The organism is Pulveribacter suum, assembly GCF_003013695.1.
In the GTDB taxonomy this organism is placed as follows: Bacteria; Pseudomonadota; Gammaproteobacteria; order Burkholderiales; family Burkholderiaceae_C; genus Melaminivora; species Melaminivora suum.
In genome coordinates, this window is record NZ_CP027792.1 from 882,486 (window position 1) to 898,534 (window position 16,049).

The 16,049-nt window shown below is 69.8% G+C and carries 11 protein-coding genes; 7 read left to right on the plus strand and 4 right to left on the minus strand.

The window, feature by feature from the left end:
• The first annotated feature begins 119 nt into the window (after positions 1–119).
• The 7 genes from C7H73_RS04040 to htpX all read left to right on the plus strand — a co-directional run bounded on the left by C7H73_RS04040 (position 120) and on the right by htpX (position 11,576).
• Positions 120–1,088 carry a porin gene (locus tag C7H73_RS04040; protein WP_106845472.1) on the plus strand — a complete coding sequence of 323 codons (969 nt, stop codon included), beginning with the start codon at positions 120–122 and terminating at the stop codon, positions 1,086–1,088.
• Positions 1,089–1,345: 257 nt separating this feature from the next.
• The gene (gene uvrA / locus C7H73_RS04045) at positions 1,346–7,201 is read left to right on the plus strand and encodes an excinuclease ABC subunit UvrA (protein WP_106845473.1); all 5,856 of its coding nucleotides are present in this window, start codon (positions 1,346–1,348) and stop codon (positions 7,199–7,201) included.
• A gap of 134 nt (positions 7,202–7,335) precedes the next feature.
• The gene (locus C7H73_RS04050) at positions 7,336–7,839 is read left to right on the plus strand and encodes a hypothetical protein (protein WP_106845474.1); all 504 of its coding nucleotides are present in this window, start codon (positions 7,336–7,338) and stop codon (positions 7,837–7,839) included.
• A gap of 93 nt (positions 7,840–7,932) precedes the next feature.
• Positions 7,933–8,985 (plus strand): dihydroorotase, encoded by a 1,053-nt coding sequence (gene pyrC, locus C7H73_RS04055; RefSeq protein ID WP_106845475.1) that lies wholly within the window; start codon positions 7,933–7,935, stop codon positions 8,983–8,985.
• Between the two features lie 30 nt (positions 8,986–9,015).
• Positions 9,016–9,876, plus strand: coding sequence for an NYN domain-containing protein (locus C7H73_RS04060; RefSeq protein WP_106845476.1), 861 nt, complete (start codon positions 9,016–9,018; stop codon positions 9,874–9,876).
• A complete protein-coding gene (locus tag C7H73_RS04065) occupies positions 9,860–10,627 on the plus strand; it encodes a DUF3025 domain-containing protein (RefSeq protein WP_106845477.1) in 768 nt (255 codons plus the stop codon). The genes C7H73_RS04060 and C7H73_RS04065 overlap by 17 nt, the downstream gene beginning before the upstream one ends.
• Before the next feature lie 73 nt (positions 10,628–10,700).
• On the plus strand, positions 10,701–11,576 hold the full coding sequence (gene htpX / locus C7H73_RS04070; RefSeq protein WP_106845478.1) for a protease HtpX: 876 nt from the start codon (positions 10,701–10,703) through the stop codon (positions 11,574–11,576).
• Positions 11,577–11,666: 90 nt separating this feature from the next.
• Here the strand turns inward: htpX and C7H73_RS04075 are convergent, their stop codons facing one another.
• The 4 genes from C7H73_RS04075 to cysK form a co-directional block, all read right to left on the minus strand.
• The gene (locus C7H73_RS04075) at positions 11,667–12,689 is read right to left on the minus strand and encodes a lysylphosphatidylglycerol synthase transmembrane domain-containing protein (protein ID WP_106845479.1); all 1,023 of its coding nucleotides are present in this window, start codon (positions 12,687–12,689) and stop codon (positions 11,667–11,669) included.
• An 8-nt stretch (positions 12,690–12,697) separates the two neighbouring features.
• Positions 12,698–13,936, minus strand: a complete 1,239-nt coding sequence (clsB, locus tag C7H73_RS04080; protein WP_170104809.1) for a cardiolipin synthase ClsB — start codon at positions 13,934–13,936, stop codon at positions 12,698–12,700.
• Positions 13,933–14,709 (minus strand): endonuclease/exonuclease/phosphatase family protein, encoded by a 777-nt coding sequence (locus C7H73_RS04085; protein WP_106845480.1) that lies wholly within the window; start codon positions 14,707–14,709, stop codon positions 13,933–13,935. Before C7H73_RS04085 ends, clsB begins: the two co-directional genes overlap by 4 nt.
• Before the next feature lie 191 nt (positions 14,710–14,900).
• Positions 14,901–15,818, minus strand: coding sequence for a cysteine synthase A (gene cysK / locus C7H73_RS04090; RefSeq protein ID WP_106845481.1), 918 nt, complete (start codon positions 15,816–15,818; stop codon positions 14,901–14,903).
• Positions 15,819–16,049: the final 231 nt, after the last annotated feature.

Sequence of the window (16,049 nt, forward strand, 5' to 3'; positions counted from 1 at the left end):
TGTTAGCAAAGGCTGCAGCCCCTAGAATTTGCGCTGTAGTCGCACATGGCGCTAACCGGCCCAACGCAGGTGGCAGCAGTGCCTACCACCCGATGGACACAAGCAATCAAGGAAAGCAAATGCAAAAAGCAAATCGTCTTCTGCTGGCAGCCGTAGCCCTGCTGGGCACCTCCGCCGTCTTCGCCCAAAGCAGCGTGACGCTGTATGGCCGCGTGAACACCACCGTCGAGCGCCAGAAGATTGGTGACGACAGCCGCACCGTGATGCAGAACAACTCTTCGCGCATCGGCTTCAAGGGCGTGGAAGACCTGGGCGGTGGCCTGAAGGCTGGCTTCCAGCTGGAAGCCGGTTTTGGCTCCGATGACGGCTCCGGCCCCCTGAATTTCTCGCGCCAGAGCGAAGTGAACCTGTCGGGCGGCTTCGGCATGCTGCGCCTGGGCAACTTCACGCCCGAGTCCTACTTCGCCACCGCTGACTACGTCAGCATGCACAACCACGACACCGGCACCTCGTCGGATGCCCTGTACTACGACCCGGTGTGGACTCCCCTGCAGCGCGCAGCCGTTCCCAACAAGATCGCCTACCGCACGCCCAGCCTGGGTGGCTTCACGCTGGAAGGCGCTGTGAGCCTGCATGAGCAGACCACTGGCGGCAAGAACGGCTACGACCTGGCTGCCAACTACAACATGGGCCCCCTGGCCCTGGGCGCCGGCTACAGCCAGATCGACAGCGACAAGCAGCTGGGCCTGCGCGCTGCCTATACCATCGGCCAGTTCACCCTGGGCGGCTACTACCAGCGCAACGACGAAGACCTGCGCGGCACGCGCAACAACTTCCGCCTGGCCGGCATGTACGCCATGGGCGCTTCCGAGCTGCACCTGAACTTCGGCCGCGCTGCCAAGTGGAGCAACGTGGCTGACTCGTCCGCCAACCAGTGGACCGTGGGCTACAACTACAACCTGAGCAAGCGCACCAAGGCCTACGCCTTCTACACGAAGGTGGACAACAAGGCTGGCGCCGCCTATATGACAGATGCTGCCGGCGTGGACTTCAGCTCCTTCGCCGTGGGCGTTCGCCACAACTTCTGATGCCGCGGCAGCGCAAGCTGCCCGCAATGCCGGCCTGATCCAGTCAGTGCCAGGCCGGCAGGCAACGAGGCCTCACACTTTGGTGTGAGGCCTTTTTCGTGTCTGTCTGCCTGTGCGGCGTGCCGATGCTGTGGGCGAACCCGCGGTGTGCCTGGCGCACTGGGGTTTTTTGTTCACTGGGCAATCGGCCTCTTGGCCGAGGGGATGCCGCCCAAAGCGTGCTGGAATTTTGCCGTGGCGCCCCCATAACAGTTTCCATGACCCACGGCCTCATCCGCATCCACGGCGCCCGCCAGCACAACCTCAAGAACATCGACCTGGACATCCGCACCGGCGAACTCACGGTGGTCACCGGGGTGAGCGGCTCGGGCAAGTCCAGCCTGGTGTTCGACACGCTGTATGCCGAAGGCCAGCGCCGCTACGTGGAAACCTTCAGCGCCTACGCGCGCCAGTTCCTGGATCGCATGGACAAGCCTGCGGTGGACAAGGTCGAGGGCGTGCCGCCGGCGATTGCCATCGACCAGACCAACCCGGTGCGCAGCTCGCGCTCCACCGTGGGCACGATGACGGAGCTCAACGACCACCTGAAGCTGCTGTTCGCCCGCGCCGGCCAGCTGTTTGACCGCCAGACCGCCCGCCTGGTGCGCCACGACACACCCGACAGCATCTACGCCGAACTGCGCGCGCGTGCCGGGGCCGCGGCAGACCCGCGCCTGGTGGTCACCTTCGCGGTCGAGCTGCCGGTTGCGACCAGCGCCGAAGAGGTGCAGCAGTGGCTGTTGGCCAGCGGCTACACCCGCGTGCATGCCGAGCGCGAGGTGGCCACGCCCACCGGCCCGAAGAAGCTGCTGGACGTGGTGGCCGACCGCTTTCGCATCGCCGGCGCCGAGCGCGCGCGCGTGATCGAGGCCATCGAGGCCGCGTTGCACCGCGGCGGCGGCCGCATGACGGTGTATGCGCTGGCAGACGAGGAGGGCGGCGAGCCCCAGGACTGGAAGTTCTCCACCGGCCTGCACTGCCCCGAGAGCGACCTGCGCTACGCCGAGCCCATCCCCTCCCTGTTCAGCTTCAACTCGCCCGCCGGTGCGTGCGAGACCTGCCGGGGCTTCGGCCGCGTGATCGGGGTGGACTGGGGTCTGGTCGTGCCCGATGAGCGCCTCACGTTGCGCGCCGGCGCCATCAAGACCATCCAGACGCCGGCCTGGAAGGAAGCGCAGGACGACCTGATGCGCCATGCCGAGGTCGCCGGCATTCCGCGCGACACGCCCTGGTACAAGCTGACCGACGAGCAGCGCCACTGGGTCGTCGAGGGCACGCCCGGCTTCAGGAACGGCCAGTGGAACAAGCAGTGGTACGGCATCCGCCGCTTCTTTGAATACCTGGAGAGCAAGGCCTACAAGATGCACATCCGCGTGCTCTTGTCCAAGTACCGCAGCTACACCACCTGCCCCGACTGCGCCGGCGCTCGCCTCAAGACCGACAGCCTGCTGTGGCGCGTGGGCGGCAAGCAGGACGCCGACGCCGTGCTGCCGCCGGCGCAGCGCTTCATGCCCCGCGGCACGGCCTGGACCCGCGAGCAGCTCCAAGCCCTGCCTGGCCTGTGCCTGCACGACCTGATGCTGCTGCCCATTGAGCGGCTGCGCCGCTTTTTTGCCTTGCTGGGCGCTCAGGCGCAGCAGGCGCCGGCGGCCGACGAGGCCGGCGACCAGCAGGCGCTGCGGCTCATCCTGCAGGAGATCCAGGCCCGCCTGCGCTACCTGACCGATTCCGGCCTGGGCTACCTGACGCTGGACCGCCAAAGCCGCACCCTGTCCGGCGGCGAGGTGCAGCGCATCAACCTGACCACGGCCCTGGGCACCTCGCTGGTCAACACCCTGTTCGTGCTGGACGAGCCCAGCATCGGCCTGCACCCGCGCGACATGCACCGCATCACCGAGGCCATGCTGCGCCTGAAGGACGCGGGCAACACCCTGGTGGTGGTCGAGCACGATCCGGCCGTCATGCTGGCGGCCGACCGGGTGCTGGACTTCGGCCCCGGCCCGGGCGAGCAGGGCGGGCGCATCGTCTTCGACGGCACGGTGGCTGCGCTGCGCCGCGCCGATACGCTCACCGGCCAGTACCTGGGCGGGCGCCGCCAGGTCAGCGCGGGAGTGCGCCGCCAGGTCACCGAGGCCACGCCGCGCCTGATCCTGGAGGGTGCGCGCGAGCACAATCTGAAGAACGTCACGGTGGACTTCCCCTTGCAGCGCCTGGTCAGCGTGACGGGCGTGTCCGGCTCGGGCAAGTCCACGCTGATCCAGGACGTGCTGGCGCCGGCGCTGATGCGCCATTTCGGCAAGGCCACCGACGCCCCCGGCGCGCACGACCGCCTGCTGGGCGCCGACCACCTGGCCGACGTGGTGTTTGTGGACCAGTCGCCGATTGGCAAGACGGCGCGCTCCAACCCGGTGAGCTACGTGGGCGCCTGGGACACCATCCGCGAGCTGTTTGCCGTCTCGCCCCTGTCGCGCGAGCGCGGCTACACGGCCGCCAAGTTCAGCTTCAACTCCGGCGACGGGCGCTGCCCGACCTGCGGCGGCTCGGGCTTCGAGCACGTGGAGATGCAGTTCCTGTCGGACGTCTATCTGCGCTGCCCCGACTGCGACGGCAAGCGCTACCGGCCCGAAGTGCTGGAAGTGCGCATCGAGCGCGGCGGCCGGTTGCTGAACGTGGCTGACGTGCTGGAGCTCACGGTGGCCGAGGCGGCGCAGTCCTTCGCGTCCGACCGGGACGTGGTGCGCGCCCTCACCCCCATCGTGGATGTGGGGCTGGAATACGTGCGCCTGGGCCAGCCCGTGCCCACGCTGTCGGGCGGCGAGGCGCAGCGCCTGAAGCTCGCCGGCTTCCTGGCCGAGGCAGCGCGCAGCGCGTCCCGGTCGCGCCAGGCGCTGTCCAAGAAGGGCACGCTGTTTTTGTTCGACGAGCCCACCACCGGCCTGCATTTCGACGACATCGCCAAGCTGATGCGGGCGCTGAGGAAGCTGCTGGACGCGGGCCACTCCTTGATCCTGATCGAGCACAACCTGGACGTGATCCGGGCCAGTGACTGGGTCATCGACCTGGGGCCGGACGGCGGTGATGCCGGCGGCCAGCGGGTGGCCGAGGGCACGCCCGAGGACCTGCGCCAGCACCCCACGTCGCACACCGGCGCGGCGCTGCGCGAGTACGAGCTGGCCCTGGGCGAAGGCGGCCACAGCGCGCAGGAAGCCGCAGCGGCGCTACAAAAAAGTGAGCTGCTGGCGCGCGCCAGCAAAGCGCCAGGGGCCGAAAACGCCATTGAAATCGTCAATGCCAAGGAGCACAACCTCAAGCACCTGAACGTGTCCATCCCGCGCGGCAAGTTCAACGTGATCACCGGCGTGTCGGGCTCGGGCAAGTCCACGCTGGCCTTCGACATCCTGTTCAACGAAGGCCAGCGCCGCTACCTGGAAAGCCTGAACGCCTACGCCCGCTCCATCGTGCAGCCGGCCGGCCGGCCGGAGGTGGACGCGGTCTATGGCATTCCGCCCACCGTGGCCATCGAGCAGCGCCTGTCGCGCGGCGGCAGGAAGAGCACGGTGGGCACCACCACCGAGGTCTGGCACTACCTGCGCCTGCTGTACGTGAAGCTGGGCGTGCAGCACTGTGTGCACGACGGCGCGCCGGTGCAGCCCCAGACCATGGAGAGCATCGCCGCGCAGCTGCTCACGCAGTTCCGCGGCCAGTGCATCGGGCTGATGGCGCCGCTGGTGCTCAACCGCAAGGGCGTCTATACCGAGCTGGCCGACTGGGCGCGCCCGCGCGGCTACACCCACCTGCGCGTGGACGGTGAGTTTTTGCCGACTTCGGGCTTTCCGCGCCTGGACCGCTTCAAGGAGCACACCGTGGAGCTGCCCGTGGCCAGCGTGCGCGTCGATGCCGCCCACGAGGACGAGCTGCGCACCCACCTGGCCCGCGCCCTGGAGCTGGGCAAGGGGGTGGTGCACGTGCTCAGCGGCATCGAAGGCCTGGAGGCAGCGCTGCAGGGCGGCCTGCCCACCGCCGGCATCGGCCGCGTGGCGGCCTTTTCCACCAAGCGCGCCTGCCCGGTCTGCGCCACCAGCTACGCCGAGCTGGACCCGCGCCTTTTTTCGTACAACAGCAAGCATGGCTGGTGCCCTGATTGCGTGGGCACGGGCGTGCGGCTGACGCGCGAGCAGCGCGCCGTGCTGGACGACTCCGCCCCGCACGACAGGACCCAGGGCCGCGAGCAGACCTTTGCCGAGCCCGAGGTCGAAGGCCTGGCCGAGCAGGCCTGCCCCGGCTGCCAGGGCACGCGGCTGAACGCCGTGGCGCGCGCCGTGCTGTTCGCCGGCACGCCGATCACCGGCGTGGCGCGGCTGTCGGTGCACCAGGTGCGGGCGTGGATCGACGCGCTGCAGCTGTCCGGACGCGAGCAGGAAATTGCCCGCGACCTGGTTCCCGAGATCAAGAGCCGGCTCGATTTTCTGCAGGAAGTCGGCCTGTCGTACCTGACGCTGGACCGCGGCGCGCCCACGCTCTCGGGCGGCGAGGCGCAGCGCATCCGCCTGGCCGCGCAGCTGGGCAGCAACCTGCAGGGCGTGTGCTACGTGCTGGACGAGCCCACCATCGGCCTGCACGCGCGCGACAACGGCATCTTGCTGAACGCACTGAAGCAGCTGGGCGACAAGGGCAACACGCTGGTGGTGGTCGAGCACGACGAGGACACCATCCGCCGCGCGGACCACATCATCGACATCGGCCCCAGCGCCGGCAAGCGCGGCGGTCGCCTGGTGGCGCAGGGCAGCGTGGCCGACATCGAGGCCGCGCCCGACTCGCAGACGGGCCTCTACCTGCTGCACGCCATGCGCCATCCGCTGCAGCCGCGCCGGCCGGTGCTGCCCGGTGCCGCTGCTATACAAACCATAGCTGCTGGCGCTGATGAAACGGGCGTTGCAGCCTCAAAACCCTCCAAACCCCGCAAGAAGCAAGCGCCGGCAGCTATCGAAGTCGTAGCGGCAGAAGCGCCCCCCGCGTGGCTCTGCGTGCGGGGCGCCAGCCTGCACAACCTGCAGCAGGTCGATGCCCGCGTGCCGCTCAGGCGGCTGGTGGCCGTCACGGGCGTGTCCGGCTCGGGCAAGTCCACGCTGGCGCGCGACGTGCTGCTGGCCAACGTGCAGGCCTGGGTGCAGCAGCGCGCCACCAAAGCCGGGCGCGAAGCCATGGACGCCGGCCGCGCCCCGCCGCTCGTCGGCTGCACCGGCCTGTCCGGCTTTGAGAGCATCGACCGCGTGCTGGAGGTGGACCAGACGCCCATCGGCAAGACGCCGCGCAGCTGCCCGGCCACCTACATCGGCTTCTGGGACACCATCCGCAAGCTCTTCGCCGAGACACTGGAGGCCAAGGCGCGCGGCTACGCGGCCGGGCGCTTTTCCTTCAACACCGGCGCCGGCCGCTGCCCGGGCTGCGAAGGCCAGGGCGTGCGCACCATCGAGATGAGCTTTCTGCCCGACGTGAAGGTGCCCTGCGAGGTCTGCCACGGCGCGCGCTTCAACCCCGAGACGCTGGCCGTCACCTGGCGCGGCAAGAACATCGGCGACGTGCTGCAGATGGAGGTGGACGAAGCCGTGGAGTTCTTCGCCAGCATGCCGGCCATCGCGCACCCGCTGCAGCTCCTGAAGGACGTGGGCCTGGGCTACCTGACGCTGGGCCAGCCCAGCCCCACGCTGTCGGGCGGCGAGGCGCAGCGGATCAAGCTGGTGACGGAGCTGACCAAGGTGCGCGACGAGGTCGGCCGCCGCGGCCAGAAGGCGCCGCACACCCTGTACGTGCTGGACGAGCCCACCGTGGGCCTGCACATGGCCGACGTGCACCGGCTGATCCAGGTGCTGCACCGGCTGGTGGACGGCGGGCACAGCGTGCTCGTCATCGAGCACGACCTGGACGTGATCGCCGAGGCCGACTGGGTTATCGACCTGGGGCCCGAGGGCGGCTCGGGCGGCGGGCGCATCGTGGCCGCCGCCACGCCCGAGGAGGTGGTGCGCCTGGGCACGCACACCGGCGTGGCGCTGGCGCCGGTGCTGGCGCGGGCTTGAAGGGGGCGAGATCGGCGCACGCACGGGTCGCCGATCTCCTACACCGCCATCAGTGCGGCGCGCACAAGCGTGCGAAGCGGGCGTTCTTAGGATCACGCCCAGTTTCTCGCCCATTCTTTGCAAGCCGACTTTCCATGAACACCATCGCCCGCAACGCCTGCACCCTCCTGGCAACCACGGCCACCGCCTTCTTGCTCGCCGCCTGCGGCGGCGGCAACGACGACGACCCCACGCCCAGCGAGCGCACGGGCGTGCTGACGGTGACCGGCGCCACGGCGCCTGGCTTCGATGGCATCTACGGCGACGGCAACGTCAACCTCACGGGCGTCGAGAAGAACGACCCCATCGGCTCCAAGCCCGAGGTCTGCGCCTTCAAGTTCGACGGCATCAACCGCGTGGCCGGCGCAGGCCAGGCATCGGGCGACGTGCGCTACCGCCCCGACGCCGGCGTGGTCTATGAGGCCTACCTGACCTTCATGGGCAGCGAATTCGGCTCCAGCGACTGGAGCGACGTCTCGGTGGTGCGCTCCACCGACCGTATCCGCCTGGCGGGCAAGGTGCTGGAGAACGACAAGGGCGTGAAGATCACTGTCTCCGGCCTCATCCCCATGCGCGGCAACCGCCCCGGCGGCTGCTGACACCAGACCCCTCGCCCCTTCACAGGGGTTTGCCCCGGCTGCTGCAAGGCGGCCGGGGTTTTTTGTCGGCGGGCGAATGGGACAATTGCCGCCATGACCACCACCCCTGCCGACACCCTGACCCTCGTCCGCCCCGACGACTGGCACCTGCACGTGCGCGACGGCGCGCCCCTGGCCACCGTGGTGCCGCACACGGCGGCGCAGTTCGGCCGGGCCATCATCATGCCCAACCTGCGCCCGCCGGTGACCACCGCCGCCCAGGCGCTGGCTTACAAGGCACGCATCCTGGCCGCCGTGCCCGCGGGCCTGCAGTTTGAGCCTTTGATGACGCTGTACCTCACGGACAACCTGCCGCCCGAGGAAATCGCCCGCGCCCGCGCCGCCGGCGTGGTCGCCGCCAAGCTCTATCCGGCCGGTGCCACCACCAACAGCGACGCCGGCGTAACCGACCTGCGCAAGATCTACCCGGTGCTGGAGGCCATGCAACAGGCCGGCATGCTGCTGCTGGTCCACGGCGAGGTGACCAGCCCCGATATCGACCTGTTCGACCGCGAGGCCGTGTTCATCGAGCAGCAGCTCATCCCGCTGCGCCGCGACTTCCCCGAGCTGAAGATCGTCTTCGAGCACATCACGACGAAGGAGGCGGCGCAGTACGTAGCCGAGGCCGGCGCCCAGACCGCCGCCACCATCACCGCCCACCACCTGCTGTACAACCGCAACGCGCTCTTCACCGGCGGCATCCGCCCGCACTACTACTGCCTGCCGGTGCTCAAGCGCGAGACGCACCGCCTGGCGCTGGTGCAGGCGGCCACCGGCGGCAGCGGCAAGTTCTTTTTGGGCACCGACAGCGCCCCGCACCCGGCGCAGCTCAAGGAACACGCCAGCGGCTGCGCCGGCTGCTACACGGCGCATGCCGCCATCGAGCTGTACGCCGAGGCCTTCGACGCCGCCGGCGCGCTGGACCAGCTGGAAGCCTTCGCCAGCTTCAACGGCCCGGCCTTCTACGGCCTGCCGCGCAACCAGGGCACCATCACCCTGCGCCGCGAGGCCTGGACGGTGCCCGAGAGCTACCCCTTCGGCGACGCCGAGCTCAAACCCCTGCGCGGCGGCGAGGCGCTGGCCTGGCGGATGGACGCCGGCCGCTGAAGACCACCAAACCAGACGAAAGGCCGCTCCATGCCGGATTCAGAACGCGGATTGCGCATCGCCCTGCTGATCGACGCCGACAACGCGCCGGCCGAGAAAATCGACGAGATCCTGACCGAGCTGTCCACGCTGGGCGAGATCAACATCCGCCGCGCCTACGGCAACTGGACCAAGCACGGCCTGCAGGGCTGGCAGAGCCGGCTGCTGGAGTTCGGCATCCGGCCCATCCAGCAGTTCGACTACTCCAAGCGCAAGAACGCCACCGACATGGCCATGACGGTGGACGCCATGGAGCTGCTCTACACCGATCGCCCCGACGCCTTTGGCATCGTTTCCTCCGACGCCGACTTCACGCCGCTGGTCATGCACCTGCGCGCCAAGGGCTCAGCCGTGTACGGCTTTGGCGCCGAGCAGACGCCCAAGCCCTTCGTCAACGCCTGCTCGCGCTTCCTGTACCTGGAGTCGCTCACCGGCGAGCCGGAGGGTGAGGCCGATGCCGCGCGCGCCGCCGGCCACCTGGCCGACGCGCTGCCCGCCGAAGCCGTTCCCCCGTCGCAGGAACTGCCCGCGCCCGGCGTACCGGCCCGCCCGGCCACGCTGCGCGTGCCCACCACTGCCTTGCGCCAGGACACCCGCCTACTGAACCTACTGCGCCACGCCGTGCAGGCCTGCCAGGACGAGGACGGCTGGGCCCGTGTGGGTGCTCTGGGCACGCAGATCGGCAACAAGACGTCGTTTGACGCGCGCAACTACGGCTACGCCACGCTGTCCAAGCTGCTGGCCGCCACGCAGGCCTTCGAGCTGCGCGACGAGGGCACGCCGCGCGTGGCCGTGCGCGACAAGCGCAGCGCCCGCGCGCCACAGCCGCCGCTGCATGGCGCCGCCGGCTAGCCTGCACGGCATCGACTGGCAGCGCCCCTGGCTGGCCGACCTGGCCGCGCCGGGCCGCCGCGCGGCGGCCCTGGTGGCGCAGGGCGCCTGCGTGGCCGAGGCGCTCAACGCCCTGGTGGCGGCCGGCCATGCGCCGGACCCCGGCGTGCGCTTTGCACCCCAGCAGGCCCTGACGCCGGGCACGGCCTACGAGCAGTTCATCTTCGAGCAGCGCCGCGTGCCCACGCGCGACAACCTGCATGACTTCTTCAACGGCCTGATCTGGCTGCACTGGCCCCTGGCCAAGGGCCGGCTCAACGCGCTGCAGGCGGGCGCCATCGCCCGGGCCGGCGTGGGCGCCACGCGCGGGCCGCTGCGCGACGCCATCACGGTGCTGGACGAAAACGGCGCCGTGCTGTGCGCGCCCGCGCCGCTGCACCAGGCGCTGGCGGCGCGCCAATGGCGGCGGGCCTTCGTGGAGCTGCGCCCGCTGTGGGGCTGCGCGCGGCTGCTGCTCTTCGGCCATGCGCTGCTGGAAAAGCTGGTGCATCCGCGAAAGCCCATCACCGCCCACGTCTGCCAAGCGCCAGCAGCTATCGAAACAGTAGCGCAGGCCGATGCCTGGCTGGCCGACTGGCTGCACGCCGATACCCTGGCCGCCAAGCCGTTCAATCCGGTGCCGGTCCTGGGTGTACCCGGCTGGTGCGGCGGCAATGAGGCCGCCTGCTTTTATGATGACCCGCTCGTTTTCCGGTCGCCCCGCGCCGCTTGAAGCGCCCCCTGCGCGCCCCACTTAGGCGGGGCGACTGACTCCCTTTCGTGGAACCTCTCACCTTTCTCTCCAAATGAAACGCATAGCGCTTTTCCTGCTCACCAACCTGGCCGTCGTGGTGGTGCTGGGCATCGTTGCCAACCTGCTGGGCGTGAACCGCTACCTGACGGCCAACGGCCTGAACCTGGGCGCGCTGCTGGGCTTCGCCTTCATCATGGGCTTTGGCGGGGCCCTCATCTCGCTGCTCATGAGCAAGCCGATCGCGAAGATGAGCATGGGCGTGCAGATCATCAACGAGCCGCGCAACCAGGACGAAGCCTGGATCGTGCAGACCGTGCGCGGCTTTGCCGACAGGGCCGGCATTGCCATGCCCGAGGTCGGCATCTACCAGGGCGAGGCCAACGCCTTTGCCACCGGCGCCTTCAAGAACTCGGCCCTGGTAGCCGTCTCCACCGGTCTCTTGCAGGGCATGACGCGCGAGGAGGTCGAGGCCGTCATCGGCCACGAAGTGGCCCACGTGGCCAACGGTGACATGGTGACCATGGCGCTGATCCAGGGCGTGATGAACACCTTCGTGGTGTTCCTGTCGCGCGTGATCGGCTACGCGGTGGACAGCTTCCTGAACCGCAACAACGAAAACCGCTCGGGCCCCGGCATCGGCTACATGGTCACGACCATCGTGCTGGACATCCTGCTGGGCTTCCTGGCGGCCATGATCGTGGCGTGGTTCTCGCGCCAGCGCGAATTTCGCGCCGACGCCGGTGCCGCGCAGCTCATGGGCCGCAAGCAGCCCATGATCAATGCACTGCACCGCCTGGGCGGCATGGTGCCGGGCGAGATGCCCAAGAGCCTGCAGGCCATGGGCATCACGGGCGGCCTGGGCAAGCTGTTTTCCTCGCACCCGCCCATCGAAGAGCGCGTGGCAGCGCTGCAGGCCCGCGCGCAGTAAACGGCTGCCACTTCAAACGCAGCGGCGCCGCCCCGGCAAGGGGCGGCGCCGCTTCTTTATTGATAGCTGCTTGCGCTTGTCTGGTGCGGGCTAGAAGCCGTTTTGACTGGTATCTGCAGCCGGAGCGCGCCGGCGCCACAGCAGCTCGGTGGCCAGCAGCGCCAGCGCTGCAGGAAGCAGCGGCGCCAGGTAGTACAGCGCCCGAAAGGCCAGCACCACGGCCAGCGCCTGGCTGACGGGCAGGTAGGCCGACAGCACCGCCGTGCCCACGGCCTCCAGCACGCCCAGCCCGGCAGGGATGCGCGACAGCAGCCCGGCCACCGCGCCCAGCAGCACCGTGGCCAGCGCCGCGGCGTAGGGCGCGCGGCCCTGCGCCAGCGCCCACACCGCAGCGCCCATCAGCGACCAGTTCAGGCTGGACAGCAGCAGCTGTGCCAGCGCCATGCGCCAGGTGGGCAGCGGCAGGCTGCGCCCGCGCACGGTGAGCGGGCGGCCGCCGCGCCACAGGCACAGCAGCAGGTACAGCGCGCTCACCGCAGCCAGCAGCACGCCCAGCCAGCGCAGCTGCTGGCCGCTCAGGTGCCAGCCCTCGGGCAGCTGCGGCGCCCAGTTCCAAAACACCACGCAGGCCAGCAGGAAGTAGCCCACCCAATTGGTCACGATGGAGATCACCACCACCTGCGCAATCTGCCCGACGGACAGCCCCTGGCGTGAATACAGGCGGTAGCGCACCGAGACGCCGCCGATGAGCGAGCCCAGGTTGAGCGTAAACGGGTAGGCGATCAGCGTCACTGCCATGGTGCGCGGCACGCTCAAGCCATGGCGCACGGCGTGGCGGCCGAACAGGTCGAAGCAGCCATAGGCCAGGTGGCTGGCCCAGGCCAGCAGAGCGGAGAGCGCCAGCGTGGCGGGCGGCAAGTCCTTGAGCGACTGCCACACGGCCGGCCAGTCCACCCGCATGCCCTGGCGCACCAGCAGCCACACGATGAGCAGCGCCACAGCGGCCATCAGGCCCCCGCCCACCCAGCGCCACAGCGGGCTGGCCAGCAGGGCGCGCCAGCGCCCGGTGGCGGGGCCGGCCTTTGGTGTGGATGAGGGCAGGGAGGCGCGCATGGGCGGCGTCAGTGCCCGCCGCCCGCGGCGCCGGCTTCGGGCTGCACCAGCGAGATGGTGGGCTGGTGGCGTGGCAGCCAGCCGGCCCAGGCCGGGAACCAGCGCATCAGGTGATAGACACAGTAGCCGCGCAGCAGGCGCAGGCCCTCGAAGGCGCCCTTGGGCTGGGCCTGCACCTGCGTGCAGCTGTCATGCATCAGCTTCTGCAGGCGCTCGTGCAGCAGGGCATTGAAGGCCTCGTCGTGGATGACCACGTTGGCCTCCAGGTTCAGCGACAGGCTCAAGGGGTCGAGGTTGCTGGAGCCCACGGTGGACCACTGCCGGTCCACCAGGGCCACCTTGCCGTGCAGCGGGCGCTCGCAGTATTCATAGATGCGCACGCCGGCGCGCAGCAGGTGGTCGTACAGCAGGCCGGCGGCCGTCTTGACGATGGGCATGTCGGGTTCGCCCTGCAGGATCAGGCAGACGTCCACGCCGCGCAGGGCCGCGCGGCGCATCGCGCGCACCAGGCGCCAGCCGGGGAAGAAGTAGGCATTGGCGATCACCACCCGCTCGCGCGCCGCGCGCAGGGCGATGCGGTAGTGGCGCTCGATGTCGGTGGTGTGCAGGTTGTTGTCGCGGGTGACGAACAGGGCGCCGGCGCGGCCGGCGTGCGCCAGCTCAGGCAGGGGCGCGCGGCTGGCGCGCTTGAGCTCGCCGCGCGGCAGCACGGCGCGGCGGGCAAAGCGGTGCATGTGCGCCACGATGGGCCCGCGCACGGCCACGGCCCAGTCCTGCTTGGCCTGCGGGCCGAAGTCGGCCACGTGGTCGGCCGAGTAGTTGATGCCGCCGATGAAGGCCAGCTCGCCATCGACCACCACGATCTTGCGGTGCATGCGCCGCAGCACGTTCAGCCGCTGCCCAAAGAGGCGCCGCCCGCCCGGGTCGAACACCCGAAAGTGCACGCCGGCCTGCACCAGGCTGCTGATGAAGCTGGGCGGCAGGTCGGGCGAGCCGAAGCCGTCCACCAGCACGTGCACCTGCACGCCCTGCTGCGCGGCGTGCAGCAGCGCCGCGTGCAGCTGGCGGCCGATCTTGTCGTCGAACAGGATGAAGGTCTCCAGCAGCACCTCGCGCTGCGCGCCGCGGATGGCCTGGAACACGGCGGGGAAGAACTCCTCACCGTTTTCCAGCAGCTCGAAGTGGTTGCCCGGCACCCAGCGCGAGGAGCGGGGCGGCCGCGGGGCCTTGGACGGCGGCGGCGTCACAGCGCGATCTCCGCGGCCAGCGGCGCGTGGTCGGACAGCCGGTTCCACGGCTGGCGCGGCAGGGCCAGGGGCGTGTGCACGGCCGCGCCGCGCACATAGATGCGGTCCAGCGGCAAAAGCGGCATGGGCGCAGGGAAGGTGCGCACGGCGCGGCCCAGCGAATGCACGAAGACCTCGCGCAGCCCCGCCTCGCGCGACAGCAGGGCATGGGCGCGGCCGCGCCAGTCGTTGAAGTCGCCCGCCACGATGACCGGGTCGCACTGCGGCAGCGAGCGCACCAGCGCCGCCATCCGGTGCAGCTGCTGGTGGCGGTGGCCTTCCTGCAGGCCCAGGTGCACGCAGATGGCGTGCACCGGCGTGGCCAGGGTGGGCGGCTGCAGCACACAGTGCAGCATGCCGCGGCGCTCGGGCCCGGCCACCGAGATGTCGTGGTTCTCGACATGCACGATGGGGAACTTGGACAGCAGGGCGTTGCCGTGGTGGCCCTTGTCATAGACGGCGTTGCGGCCGTAGGCATACTGGTTCCAGATGGAGTCGGCGAGGAATTCGTAGTGCGGCTCGGAAGGAAACCCTGCCACGCGGCTGGCGTGGTGCTCGTGCGTGCCCAGCACCTCCTGCAAAAACACGATGTCGGCCGACACCGCGCGCACGGCCTCGCGCAGCTCGTGCAGCATGAAGCGGCGGTTGAAGGAGGTAAAGCCCTTGTGCACGTTCACGGTGAGCACCGTGAAGGACAGGCGCTCGGGCGGGGTGTTCGGGGTGGGGTGTCTCATGGCAATGCTGCGCGCCGGCCCATGGTGGGGGCGCTGCGTCGATTCTTGCCAGCACCCCCGCGCCACCCTGTAGGACGGTGGGCCTAGGCCCTGCGTGTGCTGGGCGCAAAGCTGCGTCCACCCGCGCGGCCATGCAAAAGGCCTCCCGCGGGAGGCCCGGTGCGTGCGCGGCACGGGCCGCACGGCACTGTTTAGCCGGGCAGGAAGCCTTCGACAGACAGATAACGCTCGCCCGTGTCGTAGTTGAAGCCCAGCACGCGGGCACCGGCCGGCAGCTCGGGCAGCTTCTGGGCGATAGCGGCCAGCGCAGCGCCCGAGGAAATGCCCACCAGCAGCCCTTCCTCGCGCGCGGCGCGGCGGGCGTACTCGCGCGCCGGCTCGGCGTCCACCTGGATCACGCCGTCCAGCAGGTCCACGTGCAGATTCTTCGGGATGAAGCCGGCGCCCAGGCCCTGGATGGCGTGCGGGCCCGGCTGGCCGCCGGAGATGACGGGCGAACCGGTGGGCTCCACGGCGAAGACCTTCAGGCTGGGGAATTGGGCCTTGAGCACCTGCGCCACGCCGGTGATGTGCCCGCCCGTGCCCACGCCGGTGATGACCGCGTCCAGCCCGTCGGGGAAGTCGGCCAGGATCTCCTGCGCCGTGGTGCGCGCGTGCACTTCGACGTTGGCGGGGTTCTCGAACTGCTGGGGCATCCAGGCGCCGGGCGTGGCGTCCACGATCTCCTGGGCGCGGGCTATTGACCCCTTCATGCCCTTGTCCTTCGGCGTCAGATCGAACGTGGCGCCATAGGCCAGCATCAGGCGGCGGCGCTCGATGGACATGCTGTCGGGCATCACCAAGATGAGCTTGTAGCCCTTGACGGCCGCCACCAGCGCCAGGCCGATGCCGGTGTTGCCGCTGGTCGGCTCAACGATGGTGCCGCCGGGCGCAAGCTGCCCGCTGGCCTCGGCCGCCTCGACCATGGCCAGGGCGATGCGGTCCTTGATGGAGCCGCCAGGGTTGGCGCGCTCGGACTTCACCCAGACGTTGGCGCCCGGCCCGAACAGCCGGTTGATGCGTACGTGGGGCGTGTTGCCGATGGTCTGCAGGATGTGGTCGACTCGCATGGTGTCTCCAGGAGGGTTCGGTGGGAAAAGCGGGCAAAGCGGGTTGAGGCCGTCCATTGTGGGGGAGTCGTTCTGCAGTGTCGCGATATGGATATTCCGGCGGCGGCCTGGCGGCCTGGCGGCCCCACGCGCCGCAGGCGGGCGGCGTTGACCTGCGTCAAGCGGTGCGCCTGGGGCGGCGGACGAGGCGCGGCCGGCGCGGACAATGCGGGAGTCCGCCCTTTTTTACCG

Bases quoted from the DNA above. Each gene is read 5' to 3' on its own strand.
- C7H73_RS04050 (WP_106845474.1), top strand. From the start codon at position 7,336: ATGAACACCATCGCCCGCAACGCCTGCACCCTCCTGGCAACCACGGCC.
- C7H73_RS04065 (WP_106845477.1), top strand. From the start codon at position 9,860: ATGGCGCCGCCGGCTAGCCTGCACGGCATCGACTGGCAGCGCCCCTGG.
- C7H73_RS04085 (WP_106845480.1), bottom strand. From the start codon at position 14,709: ATGAGACACCCCACCCCGAACACCCCGCCCGAGCGCCTGTCCTTCACG.
- cysK (WP_106845481.1), bottom strand. From the start codon at position 15,818: ATGCGAGTCGACCACATCCTGCAGACCATCGGCAACACGCCCCACGTA.
- htpX (WP_106845478.1), top strand. From the start codon at position 10,701: ATGAAACGCATAGCGCTTTTCCTGCTCACCAACCTGGCCGTCGTGGTG.
- C7H73_RS04060 (WP_106845476.1), top strand. From the start codon at position 9,016: ATGCCGGATTCAGAACGCGGATTGCGCATCGCCCTGCTGATCGACGCC.
- C7H73_RS04075 (WP_106845479.1), bottom strand. From the start codon at position 12,689: ATGCGCGCCTCCCTGCCCTCATCCACACCAAAGGCCGGCCCCGCCACC.
- C7H73_RS04040 (WP_106845472.1), top strand. From the start codon at position 120: ATGCAAAAAGCAAATCGTCTTCTGCTGGCAGCCGTAGCCCTGCTGGGC.
- pyrC (WP_106845475.1), top strand. From the start codon at position 7,933: ATGACCACCACCCCTGCCGACACCCTGACCCTCGTCCGCCCCGACGAC.
- uvrA (WP_106845473.1), top strand. From the start codon at position 1,346: ATGACCCACGGCCTCATCCGCATCCACGGCGCCCGCCAGCACAACCTC.